The following is a 23,023-nucleotide window of genomic DNA, read 5'->3' as shown; positions in this document are numbered from 1 at the left end:
ATTTCTGACGGGGTGAAGGTTTATTAAGGTCATAATATTCAGTGCAAAGTCTTTGATAAGTCATCGATTCTTTATGCATATTTTTGCTATATTCCTGAAATTTTTTGAGGTTAGTCTCATGTTCTCCAAATATCTTTCTATTTTTTTTATTTTTTTATTTTCTCAATTTGCCATTGCAAAGCCTAGACTTGAAGTTTCGCCTACATGTGCATTAATGGATGTTCCTTTATCTATTGAAGTGCATGAGTTAGATCCTTTTCAACACGCAACCATAAAAGCGGAAATCGTGGATGATGTAGGCGAAAAATGGAATTCTTGGGCTTCATTTGAGGCTGATGAAACCGGTATTATATACGTGAATGCACAAAATCCTATTGAAGGAGCTTATGAAGAGGCTGATGGAATGGGGTTGTTTTGGACCATGAAACCCACTTTAAATCCTTTCGCTTCCTTTAAAAAAAAGGGAGATTTTGAAGTTGAATTAAAATTGTTCGTTCAAGGGGAAACCGTGGATATCAAAAATGTTCAACGACTGAGGCAATCTTTCGAGATGGTAAAAATAGAGGTTAAAGAAGACGGTTTAGTAGGCTCTTTATTTCTTCCTTTCTCACAAGCTCCTTTGCCTGTCATTATCGTATTAGGTGGGTCCAATGGGGGACTAAGTGAAAACCGAGCTAGGTTAATAGCCTCTAATGGTTTTGCTGTCCTTGCTTTGGGGTATTTTGGTCTCGAAGGATTGCCAGATAATCTTGAAAACATCCCTTTAGAATATTTTGAAAGAGCTTTTGAATGGTTATCTCAAAGAGATGATATTTTAGGAAATCGTGTGGGAATTTATGGCATCTCCAGGGGGGCGGAACTTGCTCTTTTGATTGGTTGTTTATTTCCTGAAAAAGTGCAGGCAATCGTGGCTGCACTTCCTAGTTATGTGGTATTTGGAGGATTAAGTAGCGAGCGTGTACCGGCATGGCAATATCGGGGAGGGCCGTTAATTCCCGATGCACCTGTTCCCATGTGCGATCTCAGTTATGGAAAAGGACAGAATCCAGAAGATCCTCTCACAATATCTACAAGTTATTTACAAGGGATGCAAGAATTTCCTGAGGATTACGCTGCTGCGGAAATTCCTGTGGAAAAATTACAAGCTTCTTTGTTGCTTATTTCTGGAGGAGATGATCAGATGTGGCCTTCTACACTGTTTGCGAGCAAAATCATGGATCGTCTAAAGGCAAAACAATCCCAAATTACACGTATACATTTGGATTATCCATTAGCAGGTCATTTGATCCACGTTCCTTATCTTCCTGCCGAAACGGTTTACTATCATCCACATGGAAAATTATGGTTTTCAATGGGCGGATTTCCATGTGAAAATGATTTAGCAAGTCGTGATTCATGGCTTAAGCTTTTGCATTTTTTTCAAATTCAACTTTGTAAATAGAAAAATATGGTTCTTGAAATAAGCGATCTTTTTTTGTGCTCGCCCATTTTAGGACATGTTTTTAAGAACTTTTAAATTTTATTCAAAGAAGAGAATTTTTCAAAATAGTAAAAAAATATTTACACGATAAATGGTTATCAGGTACACGATGTTTTTAAAAGTGAGATGATATTTATGAAATATTTTTTTAACGTTTTTTTAAGTTTGACAACCGCTTGCTCTTTTCTGATCGCTCCTATCAGAATTCAGGCTGATGAAGTCTGTGGTGAAATAAATACAGAAATTTATGAAGAGACATCTTGCACGGAAGCCAGTGAAATTTCTACAGAAGTTTGTGATGTTCCTTATTATCCCAAATCAAACATTAAAAAATACCTATTCGGTGCCGCGATTATTGCTGCTGTCGCTGCTGGAGTGGGTGGCTATTATGCGGGTAACGATCCGAAAACAAAAAAGATCAGACCTCAATGTCCAGTTTGCCCGGATTGTCCAACATGTCCGACTAACTGTGGTGAATGTCCAACTTGTTCCACTTGTCCGGCTTGTCCAACAGATACTGTTAATAGCAATGTGAATGCTGTGTTTACTTTTCACGGCGATACTGTTGGCACGAATACAATGACCATCTCTTACGCATTAGTTTCTCCCGATGGAAATTATCGTAACGATAGCATTACGGTGGTTCCTAACGTAACGACAAGCGTATCATTGGAGCAAGGCCCACCCTTATCTCCTGGAGTTTGGAAAATTGTTGTGATGGGAGTCAATGGGGCATCGCCTATTTCTACACCAGTGTTAGTTGTCGATGTCTTTACTTCTTCTGGGCTGATCGCTAGCCAGACGTTTAATACGGTAAATCCAGGCGACGTGCTAACCCTTAACTTTACAATTCCTTAGATTGGAGCTTTAGATGAAAAATTTTGTTTCAATTCTCAAAGGTTTATTTGCTGTTGGTTTACTAAGCTTGTATCCATTTGCAATTTTTTCAGCACCTTGTCCGTGCCCAACATGTCCAACATGCCCGACATGTCCCACATGTCCTCCTCTTGTGTTTTACGATGGACCTATAGATGTTCAAGTGACTCTCCACACGGGACCTGATGTTACAGTATCATTGGTTGCAACAGATGGAAGCATTACAACACAAACATTGTCTGCAGGAAATACAATCACGCTCTCTCTTAGTGGGTCCTTTCCAGCTGGATCGGCTGAAATTATTGCAACACCTATAAATGCATCAACTGGTTTTGCGGAACTGACTTACAATGTATCTATGAACGGTCCCGTATACACGTTTGCCAGTATTTCTGCAGTCGCTGGTGAATCAGCGATCACACGTTTTAACGTTCCTTACCATTTTTAAAGAAGAAATCGAGTAAATTTTTACGGGGTTGCTAAGTTGTGAGTGAATATGAATATTGCGTGTGTAAAAAAAGTTTACAAACAAGATGAACTTGAACTAAAGACTGTTTATTACAGTGAGATGATATGATGAAACCATTATTCAATATTTTTTTAAGTTTTATGACAGCCTGTTTTTTTCTGGCTAATCCCATGAAAATACATGCGGAAGAAGTGGATGGTGACGAGGAAAAGACGGAGAATGTTGAAGAAACGGTATATCAAGAAGATGTTGACCCACTAAGACAACCTCCTAAGTCGAATCTAGGAAATTATCTATTAAGTGCAGCCCTTTTAGTCGCTGCTACGGGAGTCGGGGGGTATTATTTAGGGGAAGATAATAGCCATACAAAAAAAAAGGTGATTAAGCCAGATTGCCCTGTTTGTCCAGAATGTTCTCCATGTCCACCTGATTGTGTATGTCCGACTTGTGCAACATGTGGCTGTCCTTCTACCAGCGTTGATGATACGGTGACTGTAACGGTTACCGTTAGTGGAGATTTTATAACGACTAGTTCACTTACCATCGCTTTTGCGTTTGTATCTCCTGATGGAAGTTATCGTAACGATAGCATTACTGTATCGCCGAGTCAAACAAAATTGGCTCAGAGAATACAAGGTCCCCCTCTTACGCCAGGGATTTGGAGGCTTATCATCACAGGAGTGGATGGCGCATCTCAGCCTGTGCTGCCTTCGATATTTGTCACCGTGTCAACAGCTAATTCTGGTATTATCGCACAAGAGACATTTGGTGGAATTACCCCAGGCGATATCATGACAATTAACTTTACAATTTCTTCATAGTTTGGAGCTTTAGATGAGAAATTTTATTTCGCTTCTCCAAGGTTTGCTCCTTGTTTGTTTGCTAGGTTTATATCCATGTGAAATGTTTTCATTAACTTGTCCCTGTCCAACATGCCCAACTTGTCCCACATGTCCCACATGCCCTACTACAACGTTAACATTTACAGGAACTGTGACTGTGCAGGCGACTCTTGTTTCAGGGCCTGATACTTCAGTTTCATTGTACGCCACTGATGGAAGCATTACAACACAAGTGGTAACTGCAGGAAACACCGTTACGCTTTCACAAAGTGGAACTTTTCCAGGCGGTGATTTTGAAATTGTTGCGACTCCATTTAATACTACAACAGGCTTTTCAGTATTAGATTACTCAGTATCAGTAAATTCAGATAGTTATACGTTTAATGCGATTACTATTAGAGCAGGACAATCTTCATTGACAGGTTTTCCGGTTCCCTACCTCTTCTAAGCTTTAAATATGTAGGTTTCGGTAAGAAACTTACATATTTTCTAGATTAACTTTTTATCAATCAGCTGAAAATAGTTTTTTCATAAAAAGGGAAGAATTGTTTTCATAACTATTTAATTTGTAGGAGATAGGAGTTTTTTTCTCTCAGTATAGATAATTCCAATGTGATGAGATAAGTTTACTTTGCTAGGCGAGAGCTATGAGAGAAGATTGTTTTCTTCTTGAATTTCTGGAAGAGGAACTATTTTGGCAAGGGCAAAGTTAAAATTTAAAAATGGTCATCTAGTTCATTTGATTCACATTTTTTATTCGTCTGCAGATCCCAGAAGAAGCGATGTAGTAAGTCGAGATTTTTGATTAAGTTTTTGCATGAGATCATTTTGCAAAATGAATATACGATGAAAATCGCAAATATCCACTTCCTGATGTCTTTCGACAAGACAAAACCAAATAAAAAATATATGTAAAAGGGCGTGAAATAAAGATCTTTTTAAAAGGCAGTAAATTCTTCTGAGATTTTTTTTGAATTGTTTTTTAAGTTTTATGACAGCCAGCTTTTTTTTGATGAATCCAATCAGAATTCAAGCTGATGAAGCGTTTGACGACGAAACAAATACAGAAATTTATAAGGAAATGACAAATGAAGAAACTTGTGATGTTTCTTACGAACGTCCTATGGATAAAGTAAAAAAATGTCTATTCAATGCTGCTCTTTTAGCAGCGACAGGCGTTGGTGGTTATTACATCGGAAAAGATAATAATAATCATACAAAAATGAAAGTTGTTAAGCCTACCTGTCCAGAGTGCCCAGTATGCCCAACGGCTCAGACTGTCCCGTTTGCCCAGAATGTCCAGTATGTCCTCCAGAAACTCTCGAAGATAATATAACGACCTCATTTCTTTTTGGAGGGGATTTTTCTGGAAAATGACACTTTCACTGTATCTTTTGCGCAAATAGACCCAGCTGGAAATTCTCAGGGCTACAGCGTCACAGTACTTCCTAATACTAGTGATGGTGTGGTTTGGTTCCAAGTATCGCCTTTACCTGCTGGGGTTTGGAGAATTATTATTGTTGGAGTAAGCGGCGCATCACCGATTAACCCCGTATTAACTCCACTAATAGTCACAGTAGAAACCGATAAACGGGGAGTAATTGTGAACGAGCCCTTCAATACCATAAATGCAGGTGACATAAAGACGATTAATTTTACACTGTAGCTAATTATGAGCATTTATAAATGATGAATTTTCATTTTTGATCACTCTATTATGCAGGCTTTTATTGAAGCCTGCAATTTAAGAAAATTACTCACTAAATTGTGTTAATTCTTTAAGAAATAATTGCCCAATGCATTTCCTCTTGTGCAATCGAGTTCTGGAGGAGTGTTTTCTATTTTGCCAATATGAAAGAGCAAGATCTTTTCATTCTCTTTTAAAATGCTTTCAATTATGTGGTTGGAAGCAATAGTTATTGTTTGATCATAGGTTGTTTCTTTTTGAATCTCTAGTCTAAGGGTTTTCATCAAATTTAATGCAATCCACTAGACAAGCCCCCATAAATTCTATAGGGGCCGGATTTTTTACACTAGAGAAGAGAAAATTCAAAAGAGAGGTCAATTTTTCTATGAAATTCTAATCTTGTTTTAATTTAAAAAATTTTCTATTTGAACATTTAATAGGTTCTGAATACCATTTGGAAGTGCTTTATTATGAAGAATCGATCTCGACTCTAAAAATATTTTGTGCTCGAGTGTGGGATTTTCGTGCAAAGCTACGGCAAGGGAAACTTTGTCGGGGATAATATGATCTCCCCCTTTGGCTTCAGGTGAAACATGCTGAATAATGATATGCGTGATGTCGAGCTGACTGAGCTTTTGGGCCGCGTTTATCGCGTTAATATTCAAATTAGCAAGATAGAAAATTCGTTCAACTATCCATCCCATGAAGGGGCTTGAAAACTGGCTTATAATAGCTCCTGCAGTTTTGGCCAAATCACTGAATGAACGATCTGTAATCGATAAATACTGAATGCCGTCTTTTTGCCCCTTGTTAAAATCATGCTGTTCAATGGCTTTAGCCATCATAGCTCCGCCAAGAGATAAGCCTTTCATGATGATATGAGTTGCTTTTATTGTCTGTTCCAAAAATTGTATTCCAGCTTCAAATCCGGCGCCCATCTGATAAGGGGTTGGCCAGCCTTTGCTTGAAACGACAGAAGGACCGTTTATCAACAATGTATTGCAATCATATGCAAAATGTTCCTTTGCAAATCGATAGACATGGGTTTCCATATCCATGCCATTTCCTAGAGCACAAATCACCCATTTCCCATTTTTAATGCGGGTTTGATCCGTAACAAGAATCGCGGAATACGCAATTCCAGATTTTTTGATAAAAAATTCTTTAACGACATAACTCTCATTTCGAAGGTTTGCGATTTGCTCAGCTCCTTCTTCTTTAATGGACTTGCGACCACAAAAAGGGAAAGATGTTAAGGCTGCTGGGTAAACCAAATAGCCTAGCACAACCGCTGCAATTTTTTGAATATTGTACGCCATTGAAGCATAGGAAGCATAAGCTAAAAAACCGGATTCTCTAGTCGATACTGCAAAGAGTCCATATAAACTTAGTAAGGCTAAAGATTGATGACAGGCACGGATCGTTTTTTCTTCAGTCGTTGTTTTAGCCACAAATTCAGGGATAGCTAACCAATTGGGAAGGGTATTATCGGAAGAATCATTTTGAATCATATTAAGCCTCTTTGTTTTTAAATAAAAATATTGGCGAACGGTTTAGGGACAGCATAGAAAAAGATTTAGAAAATGACAATATTAAAAAATTGTTTACGCATTATGTCGGCTTTTATAATGTGAATTTCGAACACATACCTTTAAAGGTGCTGATATGTCAAAAAAGATGGCGGATAAAGTGGTGATTGTAACAGGGGGCTCAAAAGGCATTGGAGCTTCCATTGCGATGCACTTTGCCGCGGAAGGAGCTGCTGTAGTTGTTGATTATGCATCGAGCAAAGAAGATGCAGAAAAAGTTGTTGCGGAAATTGACAAGAAGGAGGGAAAAGCCATTGCTATACAGGCCAATATTTCTAAGCCTGACGACGTTAAACGCCTTTTCTCTGAAACATTTAATCACTTTGGACGACTTGACATCTTGGTAAATAATGCAGGGATATAGGAGTTTCACCCCATTGAAGATGTTACTCCAGAACATTTTTATAAAATATTTGAAATAAATGTGCTTGGGTTACTTTTGGTCTCTCGAAAAGCTGTAGAGTATTTTGGGGCTCCGGAGGTAGTATCATTAATATTGGTTCTACGGCTAGTGTTTCCACGCTCCCCAATATGTCTGTCTATAGTGCAAGCAAAGGGGCTGTTGACCCAATCACAAAGTGTTTAAGTAAAGAGCTTGGCCATCGAAAGATCCGGGTCAATTCGGTCAACTCCGGGATGGTAGAGATTGAGGGTGTCCATTCCATGGGCATTGATAAAGGGGAATTTTGTCAGCAAGTGGAATCAAAAACCCCACTTGAAAGAATTGGCCTGCCAAAAGATATCGCTCCTGCTGTTGTCTTTTTAGCATCAGATGACACCACGTGGATTACAGGAGAAATCATGTTTATCTCGGGCGGGTATTTTTGAATGAAATAAGGAATCTCATGAGTCATTTTAAAATTTTCGTCTACTGTGTATTAGCGTTTATTTCTCTGGTTAATTTAGGGTGCTCAAGAGAACACGTGCACAAAAAAAAGCATTTAGTCGTCAGGGAAAATCCTGCCTGGCAGAGTGTTGTCAGCTATGCTACCGAACACTTACCACTAGAGGGAAAATTAGTGGGAAAATCAGATGGATTTGTCTATCTTAAAGTGGATGATGACTATATTCGAAGGCTTTTTCCCATGCTAGGGCTTAAAGAAGATGGTTTTAGGGTCCCGCCCTATTTTCGTAGAATAGATTCTCCAGGAGCTCACATCAGCGTTTTTTATGCAGATGAACACATTACTCCAGAAGAGTTAGGGAAAACCTTCCATTTTATTCCCAAAAAAATTGTGGTTCTTCAATTATCAAAAAATACCAGTTATGCAGTGTTACAGGTAGAATCTCCAGAGCTAGAAAAACTGAGAGAAAAGTATGGGGCGACTCCAAAACTTTTTGGTCATGATTTCCACATATCTTTAGCTAGAAAAAAGGCGCATTTGCATTATAAGTAAGCAAAAATGATTTGAATTAAATGATTTTTCTTGTATAATTAATTGCACCATCTACATGGCTTTTAGCCATTCTTTTGTATTTTTCTTTATATTCCTACATTTTTCCCCGGCCATTACGTCATTATTCATTTTTTCTATTTTAAATTTTATCGGAGATTAGGATGCATTTTTCACAAGATGTTTTGCTGACCAGTTCTAAGAAAAATACTCTTTATGCAACCTTATTTATTGCTTTTGTTGATTATATGGGAGTCGGACTTGTCTACCCCTTATTTGCTGCGATGCTGTTTGATCAATCAGCAGGACTTTTGTCAATTGAAACCAATGCGGATTTAAGGGGGCTGTGGCTAGGAATTTTGATTGCTTTGATGCCCTTTGCCCAATTCTTTAGTGCTCCCTTATGGGGATCGATTTCTGACAATATGGGTCGAAAAAAACCTTTGCAAATCAGCATAGGTATAGCAATGTTAGGTTATCTTTTCGCTCTTTGGGGGGTATTCGTAAGCAATATTTGGCTTTTATTAGCTTCGCGAATCATCATCGGATGTGCGGCAGGTAATATGTCGATTGTTCAAGCCACGCTTGTCGATTTAAGCTCTCACGAGGAGAAAGCGAACCATTTTGGATTATACAGTATGGCTTTAGGCGTGGGATTTACGCTAGGACCATTTTTTGGTGGGATATTGTCATCCTTTGGTTACAGCGCACCCTTTCTTTTAGCGCTGGTTTTAACTGGTCTGAATTTTTTATTTGTCTTTTTTCTTTTCAAAGAAACACATTTTATCTCTGCAAAGCTTAAGCTAAGTTTATGCTCTGGATTGACTAGCATAAAAAAAGCCTTTTATTTTAGAGAGATTAGAATCGTATTTCTCTGTTCATTCCTTCATAATTTTGGTTGGTCTTATTTTTTTGAGTTTACTCCTGTTTATTTGATTTCTCAGCTGAATTTTACAGCAACAATGTTGGGTGTTTTTTATGCGGCATCAGGATGCTTTTATGCTTTGAGCACAGGTTTGCTTATTCGACCTTTCACCAAGTTTTTGACTGCAGAAAAGCTTTTTTTCTGGGGGAATTTGCTGTCAGGAATCACGATATTAAGCATTCCTTTTTTGCCGATTTCATTCTTAATTTGGCCGCTCTTATTTCTCATTTGTTATTTTGTCGCCTTTGTGACTCCCTCTTCTACAACACTTGTTTCGAATAGCATTTCTTCAGAAAATCAGGGGGAAGCTTTAGGCATTTTAAGCTCTGTAAATGCTGCTGCGCTCATTTTTAGTCCTCTGTGTTCTGGCTCTTTCGTTGGGCATTATCCAAGTCTTCCCATGCATGTAGGGGGTTTTCTATTGCTTATCACAGCAGGGATATTTTTTATGCGACTTCGAAAGCTCTTTATTTAGAAACCGACTTCGGAACCAAGACACACGCTACTAAGACGTGTTCGAGTGGCTTGGTTAGCAAATCGTCGCAGCATAATAAAAATATTCAGATATGTTTTTTTAAACTTAAAAGTCATTTCGATGGGGAAAAAACGATTTTGAGTAAAATGGTGAGAATGGCAATGATAAAAAAGCTCATCATAGCATTTGATTTCAGTTAATTTTCCCCAATTTTCAAGAGGAAAAACTAACATGATGCGATGTCTAAAGATGTATTCAATGCGGGGGTTATTTTGCCTTTTTTGGATTTGGAGACGGTTACGCCATTTGATAACTACGCGATCATTTAGCTGGAGGGATGGATTGATTTCCAGCTCTAAGCGATGCGTATGATGAAACATTCTTGTTTCGATCGGTTTAGTGCGAATAAAACTGTAATGAGCTTCCAAATCAAGCCATGAAGTCGCTTTGTAAGCGAAATTTTCTGTGATGCGATAGTGATAGAGTGTTGAAGCGTCGCGATCCATCCTGAATTCACCAGACGAATACAGCCTGTAGGGTCCTTTTTCAAAATTTTTCAAAGTAAAGTATTGCCAATACTCAGCGTCAAATTCGTTAGCCTGTAAAGAAAGGAAAAAAAGAATAAAAAAAATAAATTTGACGATTCCTATCGCAAAGGAAAAATGGTGTGTCATAGAAGGCTTATTACTCGCTTAAGGAAAACAAAATACTTCTCTACTTTAGTCAATCAATGTTATGGATTGGTAGTATACGAAAGAGAGAATCGAAATGCTTCAGTTGCCAATAACAGCTTTTACAACGGCCGGCTTTTATTTTTCTATGTTTCTATTTTTGGCCTCAGCTTTTTTGCTTTTGGCCGTTTATTATTTTCGATGGAAGTCAAATTTAGTCTCCGGGATTATTTGGTCAATCACGCTTCTAGGAATTGCATGTGCAACTTGGACAATGATACATGAACTTTTGCCTGTGATGGCGACTTTATGCGTCAGTGTGTTGCTTGTTCTATGTTTTTATAGATTGATTTCGACGATCTCATTATTTGGTGTCTTTTTTTTAGTGAGCATGATCTTACCCGCCTTTTATGGAATTGTTTGGCTGAGTGAACTTGTAATGGCCTCATTCCATTATTTTGAGCATTGGCTAAGTGCTGCTATTTTCATTACTTTAATGGGGTCGCTCGGCTGTTTGATGATATTCAACACGGTGATGCTGAGTTGGATTACACTAGTCAGGTATTCAGATTTATATTTTCGTTTTCCTAGATTGAAAAGGGGACTGACAATCGCAGATCAATCAAAAAAAAATTCCCCCTTTGTCTCGATTCACATTCCTTGTTTCAATGAACCCCCAGAACTTGTTATCGAAACACTTAATGCTATTTCCCGATTTAACTATCCCCATTTTGAAGTGATCGTATTAGATAACAATACCAAAGATCCAACGGTCTGGGCTCCTGTTGAAGCACATTGTTTGCAGCTTGGCGAGCGTTTCCGCTTTTATCACATCGACAAGCTAGCAGGGGCTAAAGCTGGAGCACTTAATGCCTGTCTAAAATGCACTGCTTCACAAGCTGAATTGATTGCGGTTTTTGATGCAGACTATGTGGCTAAGGAAGATTTTTTAAGCCGTCTTGTGGGCTTTTTTGACGATCCAAAAATTGGCTTTGTACAATCTTGTCAGGATTATAGAGATTGGGACCATAGTCATTATCAAGCGGCATGTTATTATGAATATGAAACCCATTTCAAATTGGAGCTGCCAGGCCAAAATGAATGGGATGTGACCTACACGATTGGGACTATGTGTTTAATTCGTCGAACTGCACTAGATGAAGTTGGAGGATGGGCAGAATGGTGTCTTACAGAGGATTCGGAAGTCGCCGTACGGATCCACGCATTAGGTTTTGCAGGCTATTATCTAAAAGAAACCTTTGGTTACGGGTTAATCCCCGAAACATTTGAAAGTTACAAGCTGCAACGTTTTCGGTGGTCAGCAGGCCCTGTTCAACAAATCCAAAAACATTGGCGCCTCTATTTGCCTTGGGCAAAGAACGGTCTTTCATTAGCGCAAAAATTTGGTGAAATTTTTCACAGTTTATCCATTTTCTTTAGTGAATCCTTGAGCTTTCTCATCAATATTCCTATTCTGTGCATATGCTTGTGGTTTGCTATTGTAAAACAGCAGTCCTTCATATTGCCAAAAGCTGTGTTGTGGGCTATCCCTATCGTCTTTATTAAGAATATTCTTAGTAATTGGTTGTCTATCCGCTTACTTGGTGGATCTTGGAAGGAATACCTATTATCGGCTTTAGCGGCGCGATCGCTCATTTTTACGCGGAATGTTGCGTTTTATAAAGCGTGGATGTCAAGTCAATTGACATGGATTCGCACAGATAAATTTAAGGCAAAAACAAGTTTGTGGAGGGCTTTTCTCTCTTGTAAGCAAGAGATCATTTCAGCGATTATTTATGCTGTGATCGCTGTCATTTTAATTCCTTTTATTAGCTTTTGGCCGGCAGATATTATTTTTTTAATTTGGTTAGGAATAGTTAATCAAATTATTTCTTTTTTATGTGCACCAGTTATGGCGTTTCTCTCTGAAAAAAGCATTGAAACATCCCATATTAAATAGTATTAAATTCATTTTTATTGATATTAAAAAGTAATTAATTGATAATCCGTTAATTAACTAATGGATTATTGAAAATGAATAAGAAAGATTTTGTTTTTTGTCTAAAAAATGTGGCTTTTTCCTACAAACTAGGATCTCACTTAGTTGATGCTCTTCGTGATATTTCCTTTGATATTCCAAGCCAATCACTCGTGACTCTTTCTGGTCCATCCGGCTCTGGAAAATCAACACTATTAAATATTCTCGGATTTATTGAACCTCTACAAAAGGGGAACATCTATTTCCAAAATGAAGACATTTCTCAAATGAATGAATCACGGAAAAATCATATTCGGAAATTCAAAATTGGATTCATTTTTCAACAATTTCATTTAATTCCTGTTTTAACAGCAGAGGAGAATGTCTCGTATTTTTTGCATAGACAAGGTCTGCTTAGCAACGACGTCAAAAAGAGAACGCAAGAGTCTTTGGAAGCTGTATCCCTGTGGGACCATCGTAAAAAAAGACCATCTGAATTAAGTGGAGGACAGAGGCAAAGGGTTGCCATTGCCAGAGCGATCGCAAAAAATCCAGAAGTCATTATCGGAGATGAACCCACTGCAAGCCTAGACCAAGCAACAAGCCGCGAAATTATGGACATTTTCCAATTTTTAGCTGAGGAAAAAAAGGTATCCGTTCTTTTAACCACTCACGACAGCATGGTTCAATCTTATTCAGATTATAATTTTTTGATTAAGGACGGAATTTTATCAGAAATATTAACTAGAAGAGCGCTATGATTTTTCTTTCTTTCATGAATCTATTTCGCAATTATCGAAGAACGCTGGCAATACTACTTACAATTGCATTAGGAACCGGTGTTTTATTTTCCTTCAAAGGATTTATTCACGGTGTATTGAATCAATATAAGGAAAATACGATTCATGCCCATTATGGACATGGTCAAATTAATGAAAGAGATTACCGCGAAACTGTTTATGTGGATCCATGGAATCATTGGATGAGCAATGGTGAGGAAATTGAAGCTTTTTTATCTACGCAAAAATCAGTTGAGCATGTTTTCCCACGCGTAAACTTTCCAGCGTTATTGAAAAAAGGAAACGTGGGGGTAAGTGGATATGGGCATGGAATTGTGGCCGAAGAAGAGGCGGAATTCTTTTATAGCCTGAACGTGGAATCTGGAGAAACACTTGTCCACCAAGAAAAAGGGATTCTTTTAGGAAAGGGATTAGCAAAAGCTTTGGATGTATCTCCAGGAGAAGAGATCTCTTTATTTGTGACATCCACAGATGGAACAATGAGTGAAAAAACATTTATTGTAACAGGAATTTTTCATACTGGTTCTCTCGATTTTGATAATCGCATCTTTCGGATTCAATTATCTCAAGCACAGGCCTTATTAAAGACTTCCAGAGTCGAATTAATCTCTGTGGGATTGCGAAGTGATTCGGATTGGGATGCCTTTTCACAAGCATTAGAAGCAAAATTTCCGAATCTTGAAACAACCTCTTTTGCAATTTTGGACAAAGTTTACTATCAACATTCTGTTGATTGGCTCCATGCACAATTTCATGTTATCCAAATGATTATTCTATCGATTGTTTTATTAGGAATTTTTAATTCTATTTCATCCTCTATATTAGAAAGAAAGCAAGAGATTGGGAATTTTCGCGCTAATGGAGAATCGATTGCAGATATCATACGTTTAATTATTCTAGAAGGCGCATATCTCGGAGTGATAGGAAGTTGCTTAGGAATATGTGTGGCTTATGTCATCCTAAAAGTCTTTCTTGACAACGGGATTTTAATGCCCCCAGGTCCAGGTTTGACACGTCCTTTTTACATTTCTTTTGAATTCGAATGGTCCATGGTGTACGTAACGCTTGGGCTCAGTTCTGCAGCAGCTATCATTGCATCCACTTTTGCTGGTATTCGTGTCGCGAGAATGACAATTGCAAAAGCTCTCAGGGCTTTTTAGCTTATCGTCGTTGTTTTCCTGTGTTTTATATTTATATTTTGACAATTTATTCTCTTTTGTACGAATATTCTGAAGTTTAAAATAGCAAATCATGAATGAAAGAGTGAAGGTTGCCATGAAAAATTTGATTACAGTGATGTCAGTTCTCAGTGTTGTTTTTTGGATTATCGTTTTATGTGCTAACGGAATGAGCTCCCAAAATAGCATTGCATGGCAAGTTTGTGAACTCACCGGATTTTCACTTTGGGCCGCATTGTTTGCTTATGGAATTTCAAAGTTCTTTAAAAGTAAAAATGCTCCATATGGGTTAATTTGCTTTGCGACATTATTTTCATTAATTGCTGGAATTAAGACTTTATCAACAAGCCAAGAAGCAATTGAAACAGAATTTGAAAATACGAAATTAGCCTTATTGGATATGCTTGAAAAAGATCCTTTAAGAGTGAGTGTGGATAGTTCAGAAAAAAAATATTCAACGGATGAATATGGGGACATGGCAGATGTCTTACGGATCATTGACAAGCTCGTTACTAGCCGTGTGGATGACATGCAAAAATATAATCTAAAATTAGAAGAATCGGGCTTGGAACAATTATTTGATCCAACAAGCTTATGCGATCAGTTGAAGCGGGCAGAGTTAATAGAAAAACTTAACATTCTCTTGGCAGAAATCAGCATTTTAGATCTTAATCTCAAAAAATACATGCTGAATTTAGATAATGAGATAGCTGAATTACCCCGTGAAGAATTAAGAATTCGCTGCAAAGCTAGCATGGAAAGAGGAAATGCACAATCAAATCCTTTGTGGGAAAGTTATGTTTCCATCGAGAAAGAGTTTATGCAGACGGCAATTGAACTGATTGAATTTATGAATGCTAAGGAAGGATTATTTTGGGAAGAAGATAGTATTCTTTGCTTTGAGGAAGAAACAGATGTTGATTTGTTTAACAATCATGTAGAAAAAATCATGAGGCTTGCCGAGCAGGAAGAGGCCGTAACATGCAAAATGAAAGATCTTCAGGAACGAGCCATTGAAAAATGCAGAATGTTTTAGATTTGCACATCAAAGGTCGTCAATAACTTCTTGATTAAAATTTTTTATATCCTGTAAATGAGAGAATAAATCCCTTCTATTTATTCATATGGTAGAGAAGGGAAAAATGCGTTTTATATCATTTAAAGGAGATGAATTATGGCTCGAGATTTATTACCCGATCTTATTTCTGATAGACCGTTTACACAGCTCGCAAACTTATGGCCGAATCTTTTTGCTGGTAATGTGCTATCCGACGATTTTTCTATAAAAGGTGTGCGTATCTATGAAGAGAATAATCAGCTTCATGTAGAAGTGCCTGTTCCAGGACTTAGTTTAGACGATATTGAGGTTAGCTTAAATAAAGGGGTTCTTTGGATAAAAGGAGAATTAAAAGAAGAAGAAAAAGACAAAAAAAGAAATTTTTATCGTTTTTCTAAAAGAAGCTATTCCTCCTCTATTCCATTGCCTGCTCAAATTGATGAAAAGCAAGAGCCACAAGCTGTTTACGAAGATGGAATTTTAAAAGTTTCTCTTCAATTAGCCAAACATGCTGAAACAAAAAAAATTAAGGTTAAGTCAGGGAATAAGAAAAAGTAAATCCACTTAGTCCAAGTTTAGATAAACCGAATTAATGCTGTTTAAAGCGATGATTCGGTTTTTTTATTTAATGTATTTTTTCCACTTTTATTAAGAATTTTGAGATAAAATATCGATAACTTCCTGGTCTTCTACCTGGTAAAATTCATCATAATAAGCTCCTACGGCTCCCAAAAATTGCCCATCTGGGGGGATTTCAATGGCCACAAATTCATCAACCATACTGGCCAATAATTGTGCGGTGCTTTTGGGGCTTACAGGGACGGCTGCGATAATTTTTTTTGGTTGATTGGATTTTAATTCCTTAATCCCTGCTTGCATGGTGAGACCTGTTGCAATGCCATCATCCACAATAATGGCAATTTTATCTTTTGCGGATTTTTTTGGGATGTTCTTCAAATACAGGGCACGTCTTCTTTTCATTTCAAGTACTTGTCGTTCTTTTTCTTTTTCGAACCATTTTTTATCGACAAATCGAAGTTCATCAGATGCTTCGACGATTAGTCCATGTTCGGAGATCGCTGCAATTGCATATTCTTCTTGATAAGGATGACCTATTTTGTGAGCAAAAATTAAATCGAGGGAAGCATGTAAAAATTTAGCGATTTCTTCAGCTATGACAACCCCTCCACGTGGCAGGGCATAAACAATGACATCTTTGTCTTTATATTTTTCTAAAAGTTCTGCAAGCTGTCTCCCCGCATCGTGCCGATCTTTAAAGTGGTTCATATGTATACCTAAATGTTTATTTGGCTTTTATTGGCATATCAGTCATCATTTTTGGTTTCCAAATGGTTCTAAGAGAGTTCAAAATAGCTAAGACATCAATAACTTCCTGACTGATTGCTCCTGCGACAGGAGGTAAATAACCAAGGGCCGCGATGACCATTCCGATTAAAGAGAGAGCCATGCCTCCCACAGCACTTTGTAAGGCGACTGTACGCATACGATGGCTAATATGGAGAAATTCGTCGACTTTCTCGAGTGTATTGTCCATGATCACAGCCCCTGCAGCCTCGGCAGTTACATCGCTATTCTGTCCAAAAGCAATCCCAACAGTAGCCACGGCTAATGCCGGAGCGTCATTTATTCCATCACCTAAGTAAACTGTTTTAGCGAGTTTGGTTTCTTCTAAAACAATTTTCACTTTTTCTTCAGGGCTTTTATTTGCATAGACTTCATTAATTCCAACAGCTTCAGCTAAATACTTGACCTCTTCTTCTCGATCTCCTGAAATAATGAGCGTTTTTTTAAATCCATGCTTAGGAAATAAATGCTGAACAAATGATTTACTATCTGTTCTTGGAGCATCCCTAAACTGAAAATGAGCAGCTAGTTGGTGGTCGATAATAATGATACATTCGAGACCGCTGCTGTAGGGGAGTTGCTCTCTTTCTTTTTCGAGACCTAATTGTTCAAGGTATTTTCGGCTTGTAATCATCACCTCATGCCCATTGACAATTCCTTGAAGCCCTTTTCCTTTAGGTTCACTAATGTGTTCAGCATCTATGAGTTGGATTTTTTTGTGTGTGGCTTTTTCTAAAATTGCACTTGCTAAGGGATGTTTGGAATATCTTTCTAAGCAAGCCGAAAATTTTAAAACATCTTGAGCGCTATTATTGTTATAGAGAGTTTCTTCAGTTAAAGTGGGCTTTCCATAAGTTAATGTGCCTGTCTTATCAAAAATCATTGTTTTACATTGATCAATTTGTTCTAAAACAACCGGATCTTTAACGAGGATACCTCGTTTAGCGCTTAAAGAGATCGATCCGATAATCGCCACTGGAATTGCAATAAGCAGCGGGCAGGGGGTCGCAATCACAAGCACAGCTAAAAAACGTATGGGATCTCCACTCATAAACCATGCTGCAAACGCAATTAAAAGGGCAATGGGCGTATACCAGGCACCCAGCTGATCTGCTAATCGGCGGATTCGCGGCCGTTTTTGTTCGGATTCAGACATAACCTGCATAATTTTAGCATAGCGGGAATCTCCGGCCAATTTTTCAGCTTTTATGGTTAAAGAAGCATCTCCATTAATCGATCCCGATATCACTGTCGATCCAGGTGCTTTCGAAATTAAAAAGGGCTCACCTGTTAAGTAGGATTCGTCCATAACACCATTACCTTCAATCACACTGCCATCGACAGGACAAATCTCATGAGGAAAAATCAAAAGCGTATCGTTAATGTTAATTTTTTCCACAGGGAGATCTGTGAAAGAGCCGTCATTTTTGAGATGTGCAATGGTAGGGGCTCTGTTAGCTAAAACTTGAAGGGTTTTAGATGCTGTTCGAATTGCATAGTTTTCAAGAGTTTCTCCGCCTGAAAGCATGAGCACTACTAAGGCACCTGCTAAATATTCTCCAAGAAGAACAGCCGTAATAATGGATATGCCGGCAAGTAAATCGGAGCCAAAATTAAATTCAAGCAACTTGGATAAAAGGCCTAAGACTAGAATCGTGCCACCAATTGCGAGCGTGATGTACAAGGGGTAAAGAGCAAAAGGAGAAAGGGTAGGAATGAGAAAGCGAAAGATTAGATGTAAGAAGATACAAACAAGGGCCAGAATGGCGATATAACCTTCGGTGCCAAGCAAATTTTTGTTATCTTTTCTAGAACTTTGCATATGCTCAGAATTCATAGATTATTTAAGCCTTTTCGTAGAAATTTTTTTTTTGCGAATTCAACAGTTGCGATATAGAGAGCCACAATTAGAGTTATAAAAAGATAGAATTTCATGGAGAGTTCGGTGAAACCCAAATAATTGGCAAAAGGCATTATGGGAAGGAAAAGAGTCATAATGGCGACTGACGTCACTGCGATTAACAAATATTTACCTGGAAGGCTTGCAAAAAATGGTTTAAACGTTCGAATGACAAGAACGACTAATGTGGCCGAAACGACCGATTCAATAAACCAAGCCGTTCTAAATTCTTCTACAGAGGCTTTAAGCCATAGAAGAACGCCAAAAGTTGCATAATCAAAAATAGAACTAATAAGTCCAAATATGATCATAAATTTGCGAATAAACCCAATATTCCAGCGCAACGGTTTTTCGATCATTTCTTTATCTACATTATCGGAAGCTATCGTGATTTCGGGAAAATCTGTCATCAAATTTGTGAGGAGGACTTGCTTGGGTAATAAAGGAAGAAAGCTAAGGAAAAGAGAGGCTCCCGCCATGCTGAACATATTGCCGAAGTTTGCACTACTTGCCATGAATACGTATTTAAGTGTATTAGAAAATGTCATTCTTCCCGCTTTTACACCTTCCTCAAGGACCGACAAATTTTTTTCCATCAGAACAATATCTGCGACTTCTTTGGCCGCATCAGCAGCACTATCAACAGAAATGCTGACATCCGCAGCGTGAAGGGCGGTCACATCATTGATTCCATCCCCTAAGAATCCCACGACGTGCCCTGTTTTTCTTAAAGCGAGTATGATACGTTCTTTTTGGTTGGGTTCGATTTCGGCAAAAATGGATTTTCGATTCACTTGGTTTAATAAGGCCTGATCGCTCATTTGATGCAGTTGTGGTCCTGTTAAAACTTTTTCTTCAGGGATATTTAGAAGCTTTGCGACATGTAATGCGACAAGTCGGTTGTCCCCTGTAATGATTTTTAATGAAATACCAAGTTTCTTCAAATTATCGACAGATGTTGCAATATCTTCTTTGATTGGATCCCAAAATAATAAAAAGCCTAAGAAGATCATTTGAGACTCACATTCAGCTGTTAAAATTGAAATATCGTTTTCCTTACGATATGCCAGCCCTAAGACACGAAATCCACTTTTGCTGTATGTGATGTATTGCTTCTTCAAATCATTAGTCCATGCACGTATCTCCTCAATCGCATCGGGTGATGTTTCAACATGTGTGCAAATACTGAGAATTTGTTGGAAAGCCCCTTTTGTGACGATGAAGCGTGAGTTTTCATTTTCGGCCAAAATACTGATACGCTTTCGAATAAAATCGTAAGGAACTTCATCTAACTTTTTCCACGCATGAATATCTTGTGAAGTGCCATGCATAAGAGCCTGGTCAATGGGGTTTGTATATCCAGTTTGAAAGAAAGCATTTAGGTAAGCATACAAAGCAACTTTGGAATTTTCTACGCCTTTGAAATCACAAGCTTTATTGAGTTTGACTTCTCCCGTCGTCAGAGTTCCCGTTTTATCGGCACATAGAATGTCCATACTTCCAAAATTTTCAATCGACACAAGTTTTTTGACAATGACATTGCTTTTAGCCATTCGAATTGCCCCATGAGCCAGATTGATTGTAATAATTGCGGGCAATAATTGGGGCGTTAGTCCAACTGAGAGAGACAAAGCAAATAACAAGGATTCGACTAAAGGTCTTGCTAGGTATACATTAAATGCAAAGATAATGATTAAAAGGACAAATGTTACTTCCATTAAAAAGTAACCAAAACGACGCACTCCATGTTCAAATTCTGTTTCAGGAGGGATTAAGGAAAGTCGTTCAGAAATTTTGCCAAATTCCGTATTTTTTCCTGTTACGATGACAGCCACTTTAGCTGTTCCACTGATCACATGGGTTCCCATAAAAAGAATGTTGGTTCGTTTAGAAATGGGTGCACTTTGCGGAGTGACTTTTGCAAATTTTTCTGCATAAAACGTTTCCCCTGTTAATGTGGCTTCATCTACATACAAATCTTTAGCTTCAAGCACATAGCTGTCAGCAGGAATGATGTCGCCTGCATGCAGTTCTACAATATCTCCGGGAACGACTTCTTCGATGGGAATTTCTTTTTTTTGTGCACTTCTGATAACAGCGGCTTTAATCTGGACGATCTTCAGCAACTGTTCCATTGCTTTTACAGCACTTCTTTCTTGGTAAAAGCTTAATAAGGTACTTATCGCGATGATGCCAAAAATAATTAAGGCATCCGTTCTGTCATAAAGCAGCAAAGATAGACCGGCTGCAAAAAGAAGCATGTAAATTAAAGGTGTATTAAACTGTGCAAACAGCAGTTGTAATGTGCCTTTACTTTTTTTGACTTTAAGAACGTTGTCACCATAGATTCTCAAGCGTTTTTTTGCTTCAGCATCAGACAACCCATTCTCTAGATTTGTTTCAATCCCTTTTAAAATTTCTTGGATTGAAAGAGACCAAAATGATTGGGAGGTATCTAACATACATCTAACATGAAAATCTTTTTAAACCTCAAGAAGGTGTTTTTCGATAGATTCGGTGTCACAAGAAGTGAGGCATTTTGTCGATTCTGAGACAATCGTTTTTTGAATTTCTGGGGTGAGGTGTTGACGGAGTAAACCTAGAAAAGATGGTTCAGCAAATATATAGAGTCGGCTGAATTCTTCTTTTTGTTTTGCAAGGGATAAGTATTTAGCGACTTCAGTCGCAAATTTCATGGCTTCCAATTGCTTTGGATCTGTTTCTTGTTGGTAGGCATGTCGAGTGACTCCTCCGCTTTGAAAATTGCGCCCAGGTTTTGTCGAGATCAAATCCTGATTGCGTGCTCCACTTTCAGGGTGTTCTAAATAATCGATTTCTTTTATTTTAGGAAATTTTACAAGGCGAAAAATTTTTGCTTGGCATTTATCAGCAACGACAACCCATGTGGTGGAATGATTTGTTGGCATACAAGTCTCCTTTGCAAAATAAAAACTTATCTATTTGCTAATTAAAGATAAAAGAAAATCTTTTTATAAATTCATATATCTTTTATATGAGTGTTCTCTAAGTAAGAAGTCAAATGTTTTTTTCTTGGATGAAGTGCTTAAAAAAATTAAAACTACCGATGTTTTAAATGATGCATTAAGCTGGAATCATTTGAATAAAAATTGAGATTTTCATCATGGAAAAAAAAGTAGAGGCGTATCTTTACGCGCATATTCCGATTACTCAGGCCATGGGAATAAAGGTGGAGTTGGCAACCCCGCAAAAAGTCATCTTGTTTGCTCCTCTTGCCAACAACATTAATCATAAAAAAACCGTTTTTGGGGGCAGCCTGCATGCAGTGGCGACCTTGGCATGTTGGAGTTTGCTGTATATCCATTTACATAATGAGCCTTTTCAAATTGTCATTACGAAAAGCGAAGTCTCGTACGATGCCCCTGTCAGCGAAGATTTTAGAGCAGAATGTGAATTTCCTAAAAAAGAGGAATGGGATCGTTTTATTAAAATCCTGAAAATAAGAGGGAAGGGGAGGATACGCCTATTTGCTAAAATATACCAGAAAGGGAAGCTTTGCGTAGACTATCACGCAACTTTTGCGGTTATTTGAGTGGCATGATATTTTGCATCACTTCAAGAAAGTGATCTGTTTGGTAGCAGGCATAGTCAGCAAAGGGGCTATCAAGATCATCTTCACGAAGTTTACGATGTATGACTATCAGGCCCGCCTTATGTGCCGCCTCTACACCTTTTGGATCGTCTTCAATGGCGACGCATTGCTTAGCATGAATCGGCTCTTCCAGGACTTTTGCCATTTTTGTTAATCCGACTAGGTAGGGAGTCGGATCAGGTTTACGACCTTCATAATCTTCTTTAAAGAGAATGAATTGCATAAGGGCTGCTATCCCTCTGCGTTGTAATACAGGCTCTGCGGAATCACGCCGCGCATTTGTAATAATTGCTTGCGGAATTTCCAGATCTTGGAACAAGGCTAAAAGCTGAGAAACTCCGGGTCGCATTTCAAGAGTTTGAATCGCCTGTTGAAATTCAGCATCTATCTCGTACAGGTAATTTTCTTGAGAAATTGGTAAGCCAAGCTCTTGATGCATCCAATCCCAATTTTGCACGCCATTGTTCTCATAAACGCGTTGGCGGTAACTCTCAGGAAGATGAATGCCATGACGTCTTAAGACTGTGTGATGCTTATTCCAATGAGCTTCTGCGGTTTCTAGAATAGTATTGTCGTAATCCCAAAACACAGCTTGAATTTTCATGTTTCCCTAAAGTCTCATTGATTAAATCGTTTATATTAGCAAAAAAGAATCAAAATCTCCACATTTTCAAAAGATGCTTGGTTTAATTTCTCTAACAGAGGA

General features: G+C 38.1%; 21 protein-coding genes and 1 pseudogene. 15 read left to right on the top strand and 7 right to left on the bottom strand.

Annotated features, from left to right (window positions below):
- Positions 1-118 precede the first annotated feature (118 nt).
- From AOM43_RS08515 to AOM43_RS08490, 6 genes are all read left to right on the top strand, one after another.
- Positions 119-1,441 (top strand): acyl-CoA thioester hydrolase/BAAT C-terminal domain-containing protein, encoded by a 1,323-nt coding sequence (locus AOM43_RS08515; protein WP_059359857.1) that lies wholly within the window; start codon positions 119-121, stop codon positions 1,439-1,441.
- 174 nt (positions 1,442-1,615) lie between these two features.
- Positions 1,616-2,338: a hypothetical protein gene (locus AOM43_RS08510; protein ID WP_006342065.1), complete on the top strand. Its 723-nt coding sequence runs from the start codon at positions 1,616-1,618 to the stop codon at positions 2,336-2,338.
- Positions 2,339-2,351: 13 nt separating this feature from the next.
- Positions 2,352-2,804, top strand: a complete 453-nt coding sequence (locus AOM43_RS08505; protein WP_193374862.1) for a hypothetical protein — start codon at positions 2,352-2,354, stop codon at positions 2,802-2,804.
- Positions 2,805-2,929: 125 nt separating this feature from the next.
- Positions 2,930-3,646 (top strand): hypothetical protein, encoded by a 717-nt coding sequence (locus AOM43_RS08500; RefSeq protein WP_006342062.1) that lies wholly within the window; start codon positions 2,930-2,932, stop codon positions 3,644-3,646.
- A 13-nt stretch (positions 3,647-3,659) separates the two neighbouring features.
- Positions 3,660-4,115: a hypothetical protein gene (locus AOM43_RS08495; protein ID WP_226987460.1), complete on the top strand. Its 456-nt coding sequence runs from the start codon at positions 3,660-3,662 to the stop codon at positions 4,113-4,115.
- Positions 4,116-4,679: 564 nt separating this feature from the next.
- Positions 4,680-5,003, top strand: coding sequence for a hypothetical protein (locus AOM43_RS08490; RefSeq protein ID WP_013925369.1), 324 nt, complete (start codon positions 4,680-4,682; stop codon positions 5,001-5,003).
- A 755-nt stretch (positions 5,004-5,758) separates the two neighbouring features.
- Here AOM43_RS08490 and AOM43_RS08475 read toward each other — a convergent pair.
- Positions 5,759-6,865: an alpha/beta hydrolase family protein gene (locus AOM43_RS08475; RefSeq protein WP_013925366.1), complete on the bottom strand. Its 1,107-nt coding sequence runs from the start codon at positions 6,863-6,865 to the stop codon at positions 5,759-5,761.
- A gap of 154 nt (positions 6,866-7,019) precedes the next feature.
- Here AOM43_RS08475 and AOM43_RS14105 point away from each other — a divergent pair.
- The 3 genes and pseudogenes from AOM43_RS14105 (at position 7,020) to AOM43_RS08455 (ending at position 9,737) form a co-directional block, all read left to right on the top strand.
- Positions 7,020-7,771 (top strand): annotated as a pseudogene (locus tag AOM43_RS14105) (SDR family NAD(P)-dependent oxidoreductase).
- 17 nt (positions 7,772-7,788) lie between these two features.
- Positions 7,789-8,340, top strand: a complete 552-nt coding sequence (locus tag AOM43_RS08460; RefSeq protein WP_013925364.1) for a hypothetical protein — start codon at positions 7,789-7,791, stop codon at positions 8,338-8,340.
- 161 nt (positions 8,341-8,501) lie between these two features.
- The gene (locus tag AOM43_RS08455; RefSeq protein ID WP_006342051.1) at positions 8,502-9,737 is read left to right on the top strand and encodes an MFS transporter; all 1,236 of its coding nucleotides are present in this window, start codon (positions 8,502-8,504) and stop codon (positions 9,735-9,737) included.
- Here the strand turns inward: AOM43_RS08455 and AOM43_RS08450 are convergent.
- Positions 9,734-10,411, bottom strand: coding sequence for a DUF2490 domain-containing protein (locus AOM43_RS08450; protein ID WP_006342050.1), 678 nt, complete (start codon positions 10,409-10,411; stop codon positions 9,734-9,736). The two genes, AOM43_RS08455 and AOM43_RS08450, sit on opposite strands and share 4 nt — an antisense overlap.
- 94 nt (positions 10,412-10,505) lie before the next feature.
- On the opposite strand from AOM43_RS08450, the gene AOM43_RS08445 reads away from it, so the two are divergent.
- From AOM43_RS08445 to AOM43_RS08425, 5 genes are all read left to right on the top strand, one after another.
- The gene (locus tag AOM43_RS08445) at positions 10,506-12,368 is read left to right on the top strand and encodes a glycosyltransferase (protein WP_013925363.1); all 1,863 of its coding nucleotides are present in this window, start codon (positions 10,506-10,508) and stop codon (positions 12,366-12,368) included.
- A 74-nt stretch (positions 12,369-12,442) separates the two neighbouring features.
- Positions 12,443-13,147 (top strand): ABC transporter ATP-binding protein, encoded by a 705-nt coding sequence (locus AOM43_RS08440; protein WP_013925362.1) that lies wholly within the window; start codon positions 12,443-12,445, stop codon positions 13,145-13,147.
- The gene (locus AOM43_RS08435; protein ID WP_013925361.1) at positions 13,144-14,346 is read left to right on the top strand and encodes an ABC transporter permease; all 1,203 of its coding nucleotides are present in this window, start codon (positions 13,144-13,146) and stop codon (positions 14,344-14,346) included. Before AOM43_RS08440 ends, AOM43_RS08435 begins: the two co-directional genes overlap by 4 nt.
- A gap of 115 nt (positions 14,347-14,461) precedes the next feature.
- The gene (locus AOM43_RS08430) at positions 14,462-15,400 is read left to right on the top strand and encodes a hypothetical protein (protein ID WP_013925360.1); all 939 of its coding nucleotides are present in this window, start codon (positions 14,462-14,464) and stop codon (positions 15,398-15,400) included.
- A gap of 138 nt (positions 15,401-15,538) precedes the next feature.
- Entirely contained in the window at positions 15,539-15,979 is a 441-nt protein-coding gene (locus tag AOM43_RS08425) for an Hsp20/alpha crystallin family protein (protein WP_006342045.1), read from the top strand.
- 90 nt (positions 15,980-16,069) lie between these two features.
- Here AOM43_RS08425 and AOM43_RS08420 read toward each other — a convergent pair whose 3' ends face one another.
- From AOM43_RS08420 to AOM43_RS08405, 4 genes are read right to left on the bottom strand one after another with little or no spacing between them, the layout of a single operon-like run.
- Positions 16,070-16,708, bottom strand: coding sequence for a phosphoribosyltransferase (locus AOM43_RS08420; RefSeq protein WP_059359853.1), 639 nt, complete (start codon positions 16,706-16,708; stop codon positions 16,070-16,072).
- Positions 16,709-16,724: 16 nt separating this feature from the next.
- Positions 16,725-18,623 (bottom strand): heavy metal translocating P-type ATPase, encoded by a 1,899-nt coding sequence (locus AOM43_RS08415; RefSeq protein ID WP_059359852.1) that lies wholly within the window; start codon positions 18,621-18,623, stop codon positions 16,725-16,727.
- Positions 18,620-21,148: a magnesium-translocating P-type ATPase gene (gene mgtA / locus AOM43_RS08410; RefSeq protein WP_006342042.1), complete on the bottom strand. Its 2,529-nt coding sequence runs from the start codon at positions 21,146-21,148 to the stop codon at positions 18,620-18,622. The genes AOM43_RS08415 and mgtA overlap by 4 nt, the downstream gene beginning before the upstream one ends.
- Before the next feature lie 21 nt (positions 21,149-21,169).
- Complete coding sequence (locus AOM43_RS08405; RefSeq protein WP_006342041.1) at positions 21,170-21,613, bottom strand: host attachment protein; 444 nt, start codon at positions 21,611-21,613, stop codon at positions 21,170-21,172.
- A 215-nt stretch (positions 21,614-21,828) separates the two neighbouring features.
- Between AOM43_RS08405 and AOM43_RS08400 the strand changes: the two genes are divergently transcribed.
- Entirely contained in the window at positions 21,829-22,257 is a 429-nt protein-coding gene (locus AOM43_RS08400) for a YiiD C-terminal domain-containing protein (protein ID WP_006342039.1), read from the top strand.
- Here the strand turns inward: AOM43_RS08400 and AOM43_RS08395 are convergent.
- Positions 22,250-22,921, bottom strand: coding sequence for an HAD family hydrolase (locus AOM43_RS08395; RefSeq protein WP_006342038.1), 672 nt, complete (start codon positions 22,919-22,921; stop codon positions 22,250-22,252). The two genes, AOM43_RS08400 and AOM43_RS08395, sit on opposite strands and share 8 nt — an antisense overlap.
- Positions 22,922-23,023 lie beyond the last annotated feature (102 nt).

It is taken from the genome of Parachlamydia acanthamoebae (assembly GCF_000875975.1).
GTDB classification, from domain to species: Bacteria; Chlamydiota; Chlamydiia; order Chlamydiales; family Parachlamydiaceae; genus Parachlamydia; species Parachlamydia acanthamoebae.
The sequence above is the reverse complement of the archived record's forward strand: the minus strand, read 5'-3'. Positions and strand labels throughout refer to the sequence as shown.

Bases quoted from the DNA above. Each gene is read 5' to 3' on its own strand.
- AOM43_RS08515 (WP_059359857.1), top strand. From the start codon at position 119: ATGTTCTCCAAATATCTTTCTATTTTTTTTATTTTTTTATTTTCTCAA.
- AOM43_RS08510 (WP_006342065.1), top strand. From the start codon at position 1,616: ATGAAATATTTTTTTAACGTTTTTTTAAGTTTGACAACCGCTTGCTCT.
- AOM43_RS08505 (WP_193374862.1), top strand. From the start codon at position 2,352: ATGAAAAATTTTGTTTCAATTCTCAAAGGTTTATTTGCTGTTGGTTTA.
- AOM43_RS08500 (WP_006342062.1), top strand. From the start codon at position 2,930: ATGATGAAACCATTATTCAATATTTTTTTAAGTTTTATGACAGCCTGT.
- AOM43_RS08495 (WP_226987460.1), top strand. From the start codon at position 3,660: ATGAGAAATTTTATTTCGCTTCTCCAAGGTTTGCTCCTTGTTTGTTTG.
- AOM43_RS08490 (WP_013925369.1), top strand. From the start codon at position 4,680: ATGAATCCAATCAGAATTCAAGCTGATGAAGCGTTTGACGACGAAACA.
- AOM43_RS08475 (WP_013925366.1), bottom strand. From the start codon at position 6,865: ATGATTCAAAATGATTCTTCCGATAATACCCTTCCCAATTGGTTAGCT.
- AOM43_RS08460 (WP_013925364.1), top strand. From the start codon at position 7,789: ATGAGTCATTTTAAAATTTTCGTCTACTGTGTATTAGCGTTTATTTCT.
- AOM43_RS08455 (WP_006342051.1), top strand. From the start codon at position 8,502: ATGCATTTTTCACAAGATGTTTTGCTGACCAGTTCTAAGAAAAATACT.
- AOM43_RS08450 (WP_006342050.1), bottom strand. From the start codon at position 10,411: ATGACACACCATTTTTCCTTTGCGATAGGAATCGTCAAATTTATTTTT.
- AOM43_RS08445 (WP_013925363.1), top strand. From the start codon at position 10,506: ATGCTTCAGTTGCCAATAACAGCTTTTACAACGGCCGGCTTTTATTTT.
- AOM43_RS08440 (WP_013925362.1), top strand. From the start codon at position 12,443: ATGAATAAGAAAGATTTTGTTTTTTGTCTAAAAAATGTGGCTTTTTCC.
- AOM43_RS08435 (WP_013925361.1), top strand. From the start codon at position 13,144: ATGATTTTTCTTTCTTTCATGAATCTATTTCGCAATTATCGAAGAACG.
- AOM43_RS08430 (WP_013925360.1), top strand. From the start codon at position 14,462: ATGAAAAATTTGATTACAGTGATGTCAGTTCTCAGTGTTGTTTTTTGG.
- AOM43_RS08425 (WP_006342045.1), top strand. From the start codon at position 15,539: ATGGCTCGAGATTTATTACCCGATCTTATTTCTGATAGACCGTTTACA.
- AOM43_RS08420 (WP_059359853.1), bottom strand. From the start codon at position 16,708: ATGAACCACTTTAAAGATCGGCACGATGCGGGGAGACAGCTTGCAGAA.
- AOM43_RS08415 (WP_059359852.1), bottom strand. From the start codon at position 18,623: ATGAATTCTGAGCATATGCAAAGTTCTAGAAAAGATAACAAAAATTTG.
- mgtA (WP_006342042.1), bottom strand. From the start codon at position 21,148: ATGTTAGATACCTCCCAATCATTTTGGTCTCTTTCAATCCAAGAAATT.
- AOM43_RS08405 (WP_006342041.1), bottom strand. From the start codon at position 21,613: ATGCCAACAAATCATTCCACCACATGGGTTGTCGTTGCTGATAAATGC.
- AOM43_RS08400 (WP_006342039.1), top strand. From the start codon at position 21,829: ATGGAAAAAAAAGTAGAGGCGTATCTTTACGCGCATATTCCGATTACT.
- AOM43_RS08395 (WP_006342038.1), bottom strand. From the start codon at position 22,921: ATGAAAATTCAAGCTGTGTTTTGGGATTACGACAATACTATTCTAGAA.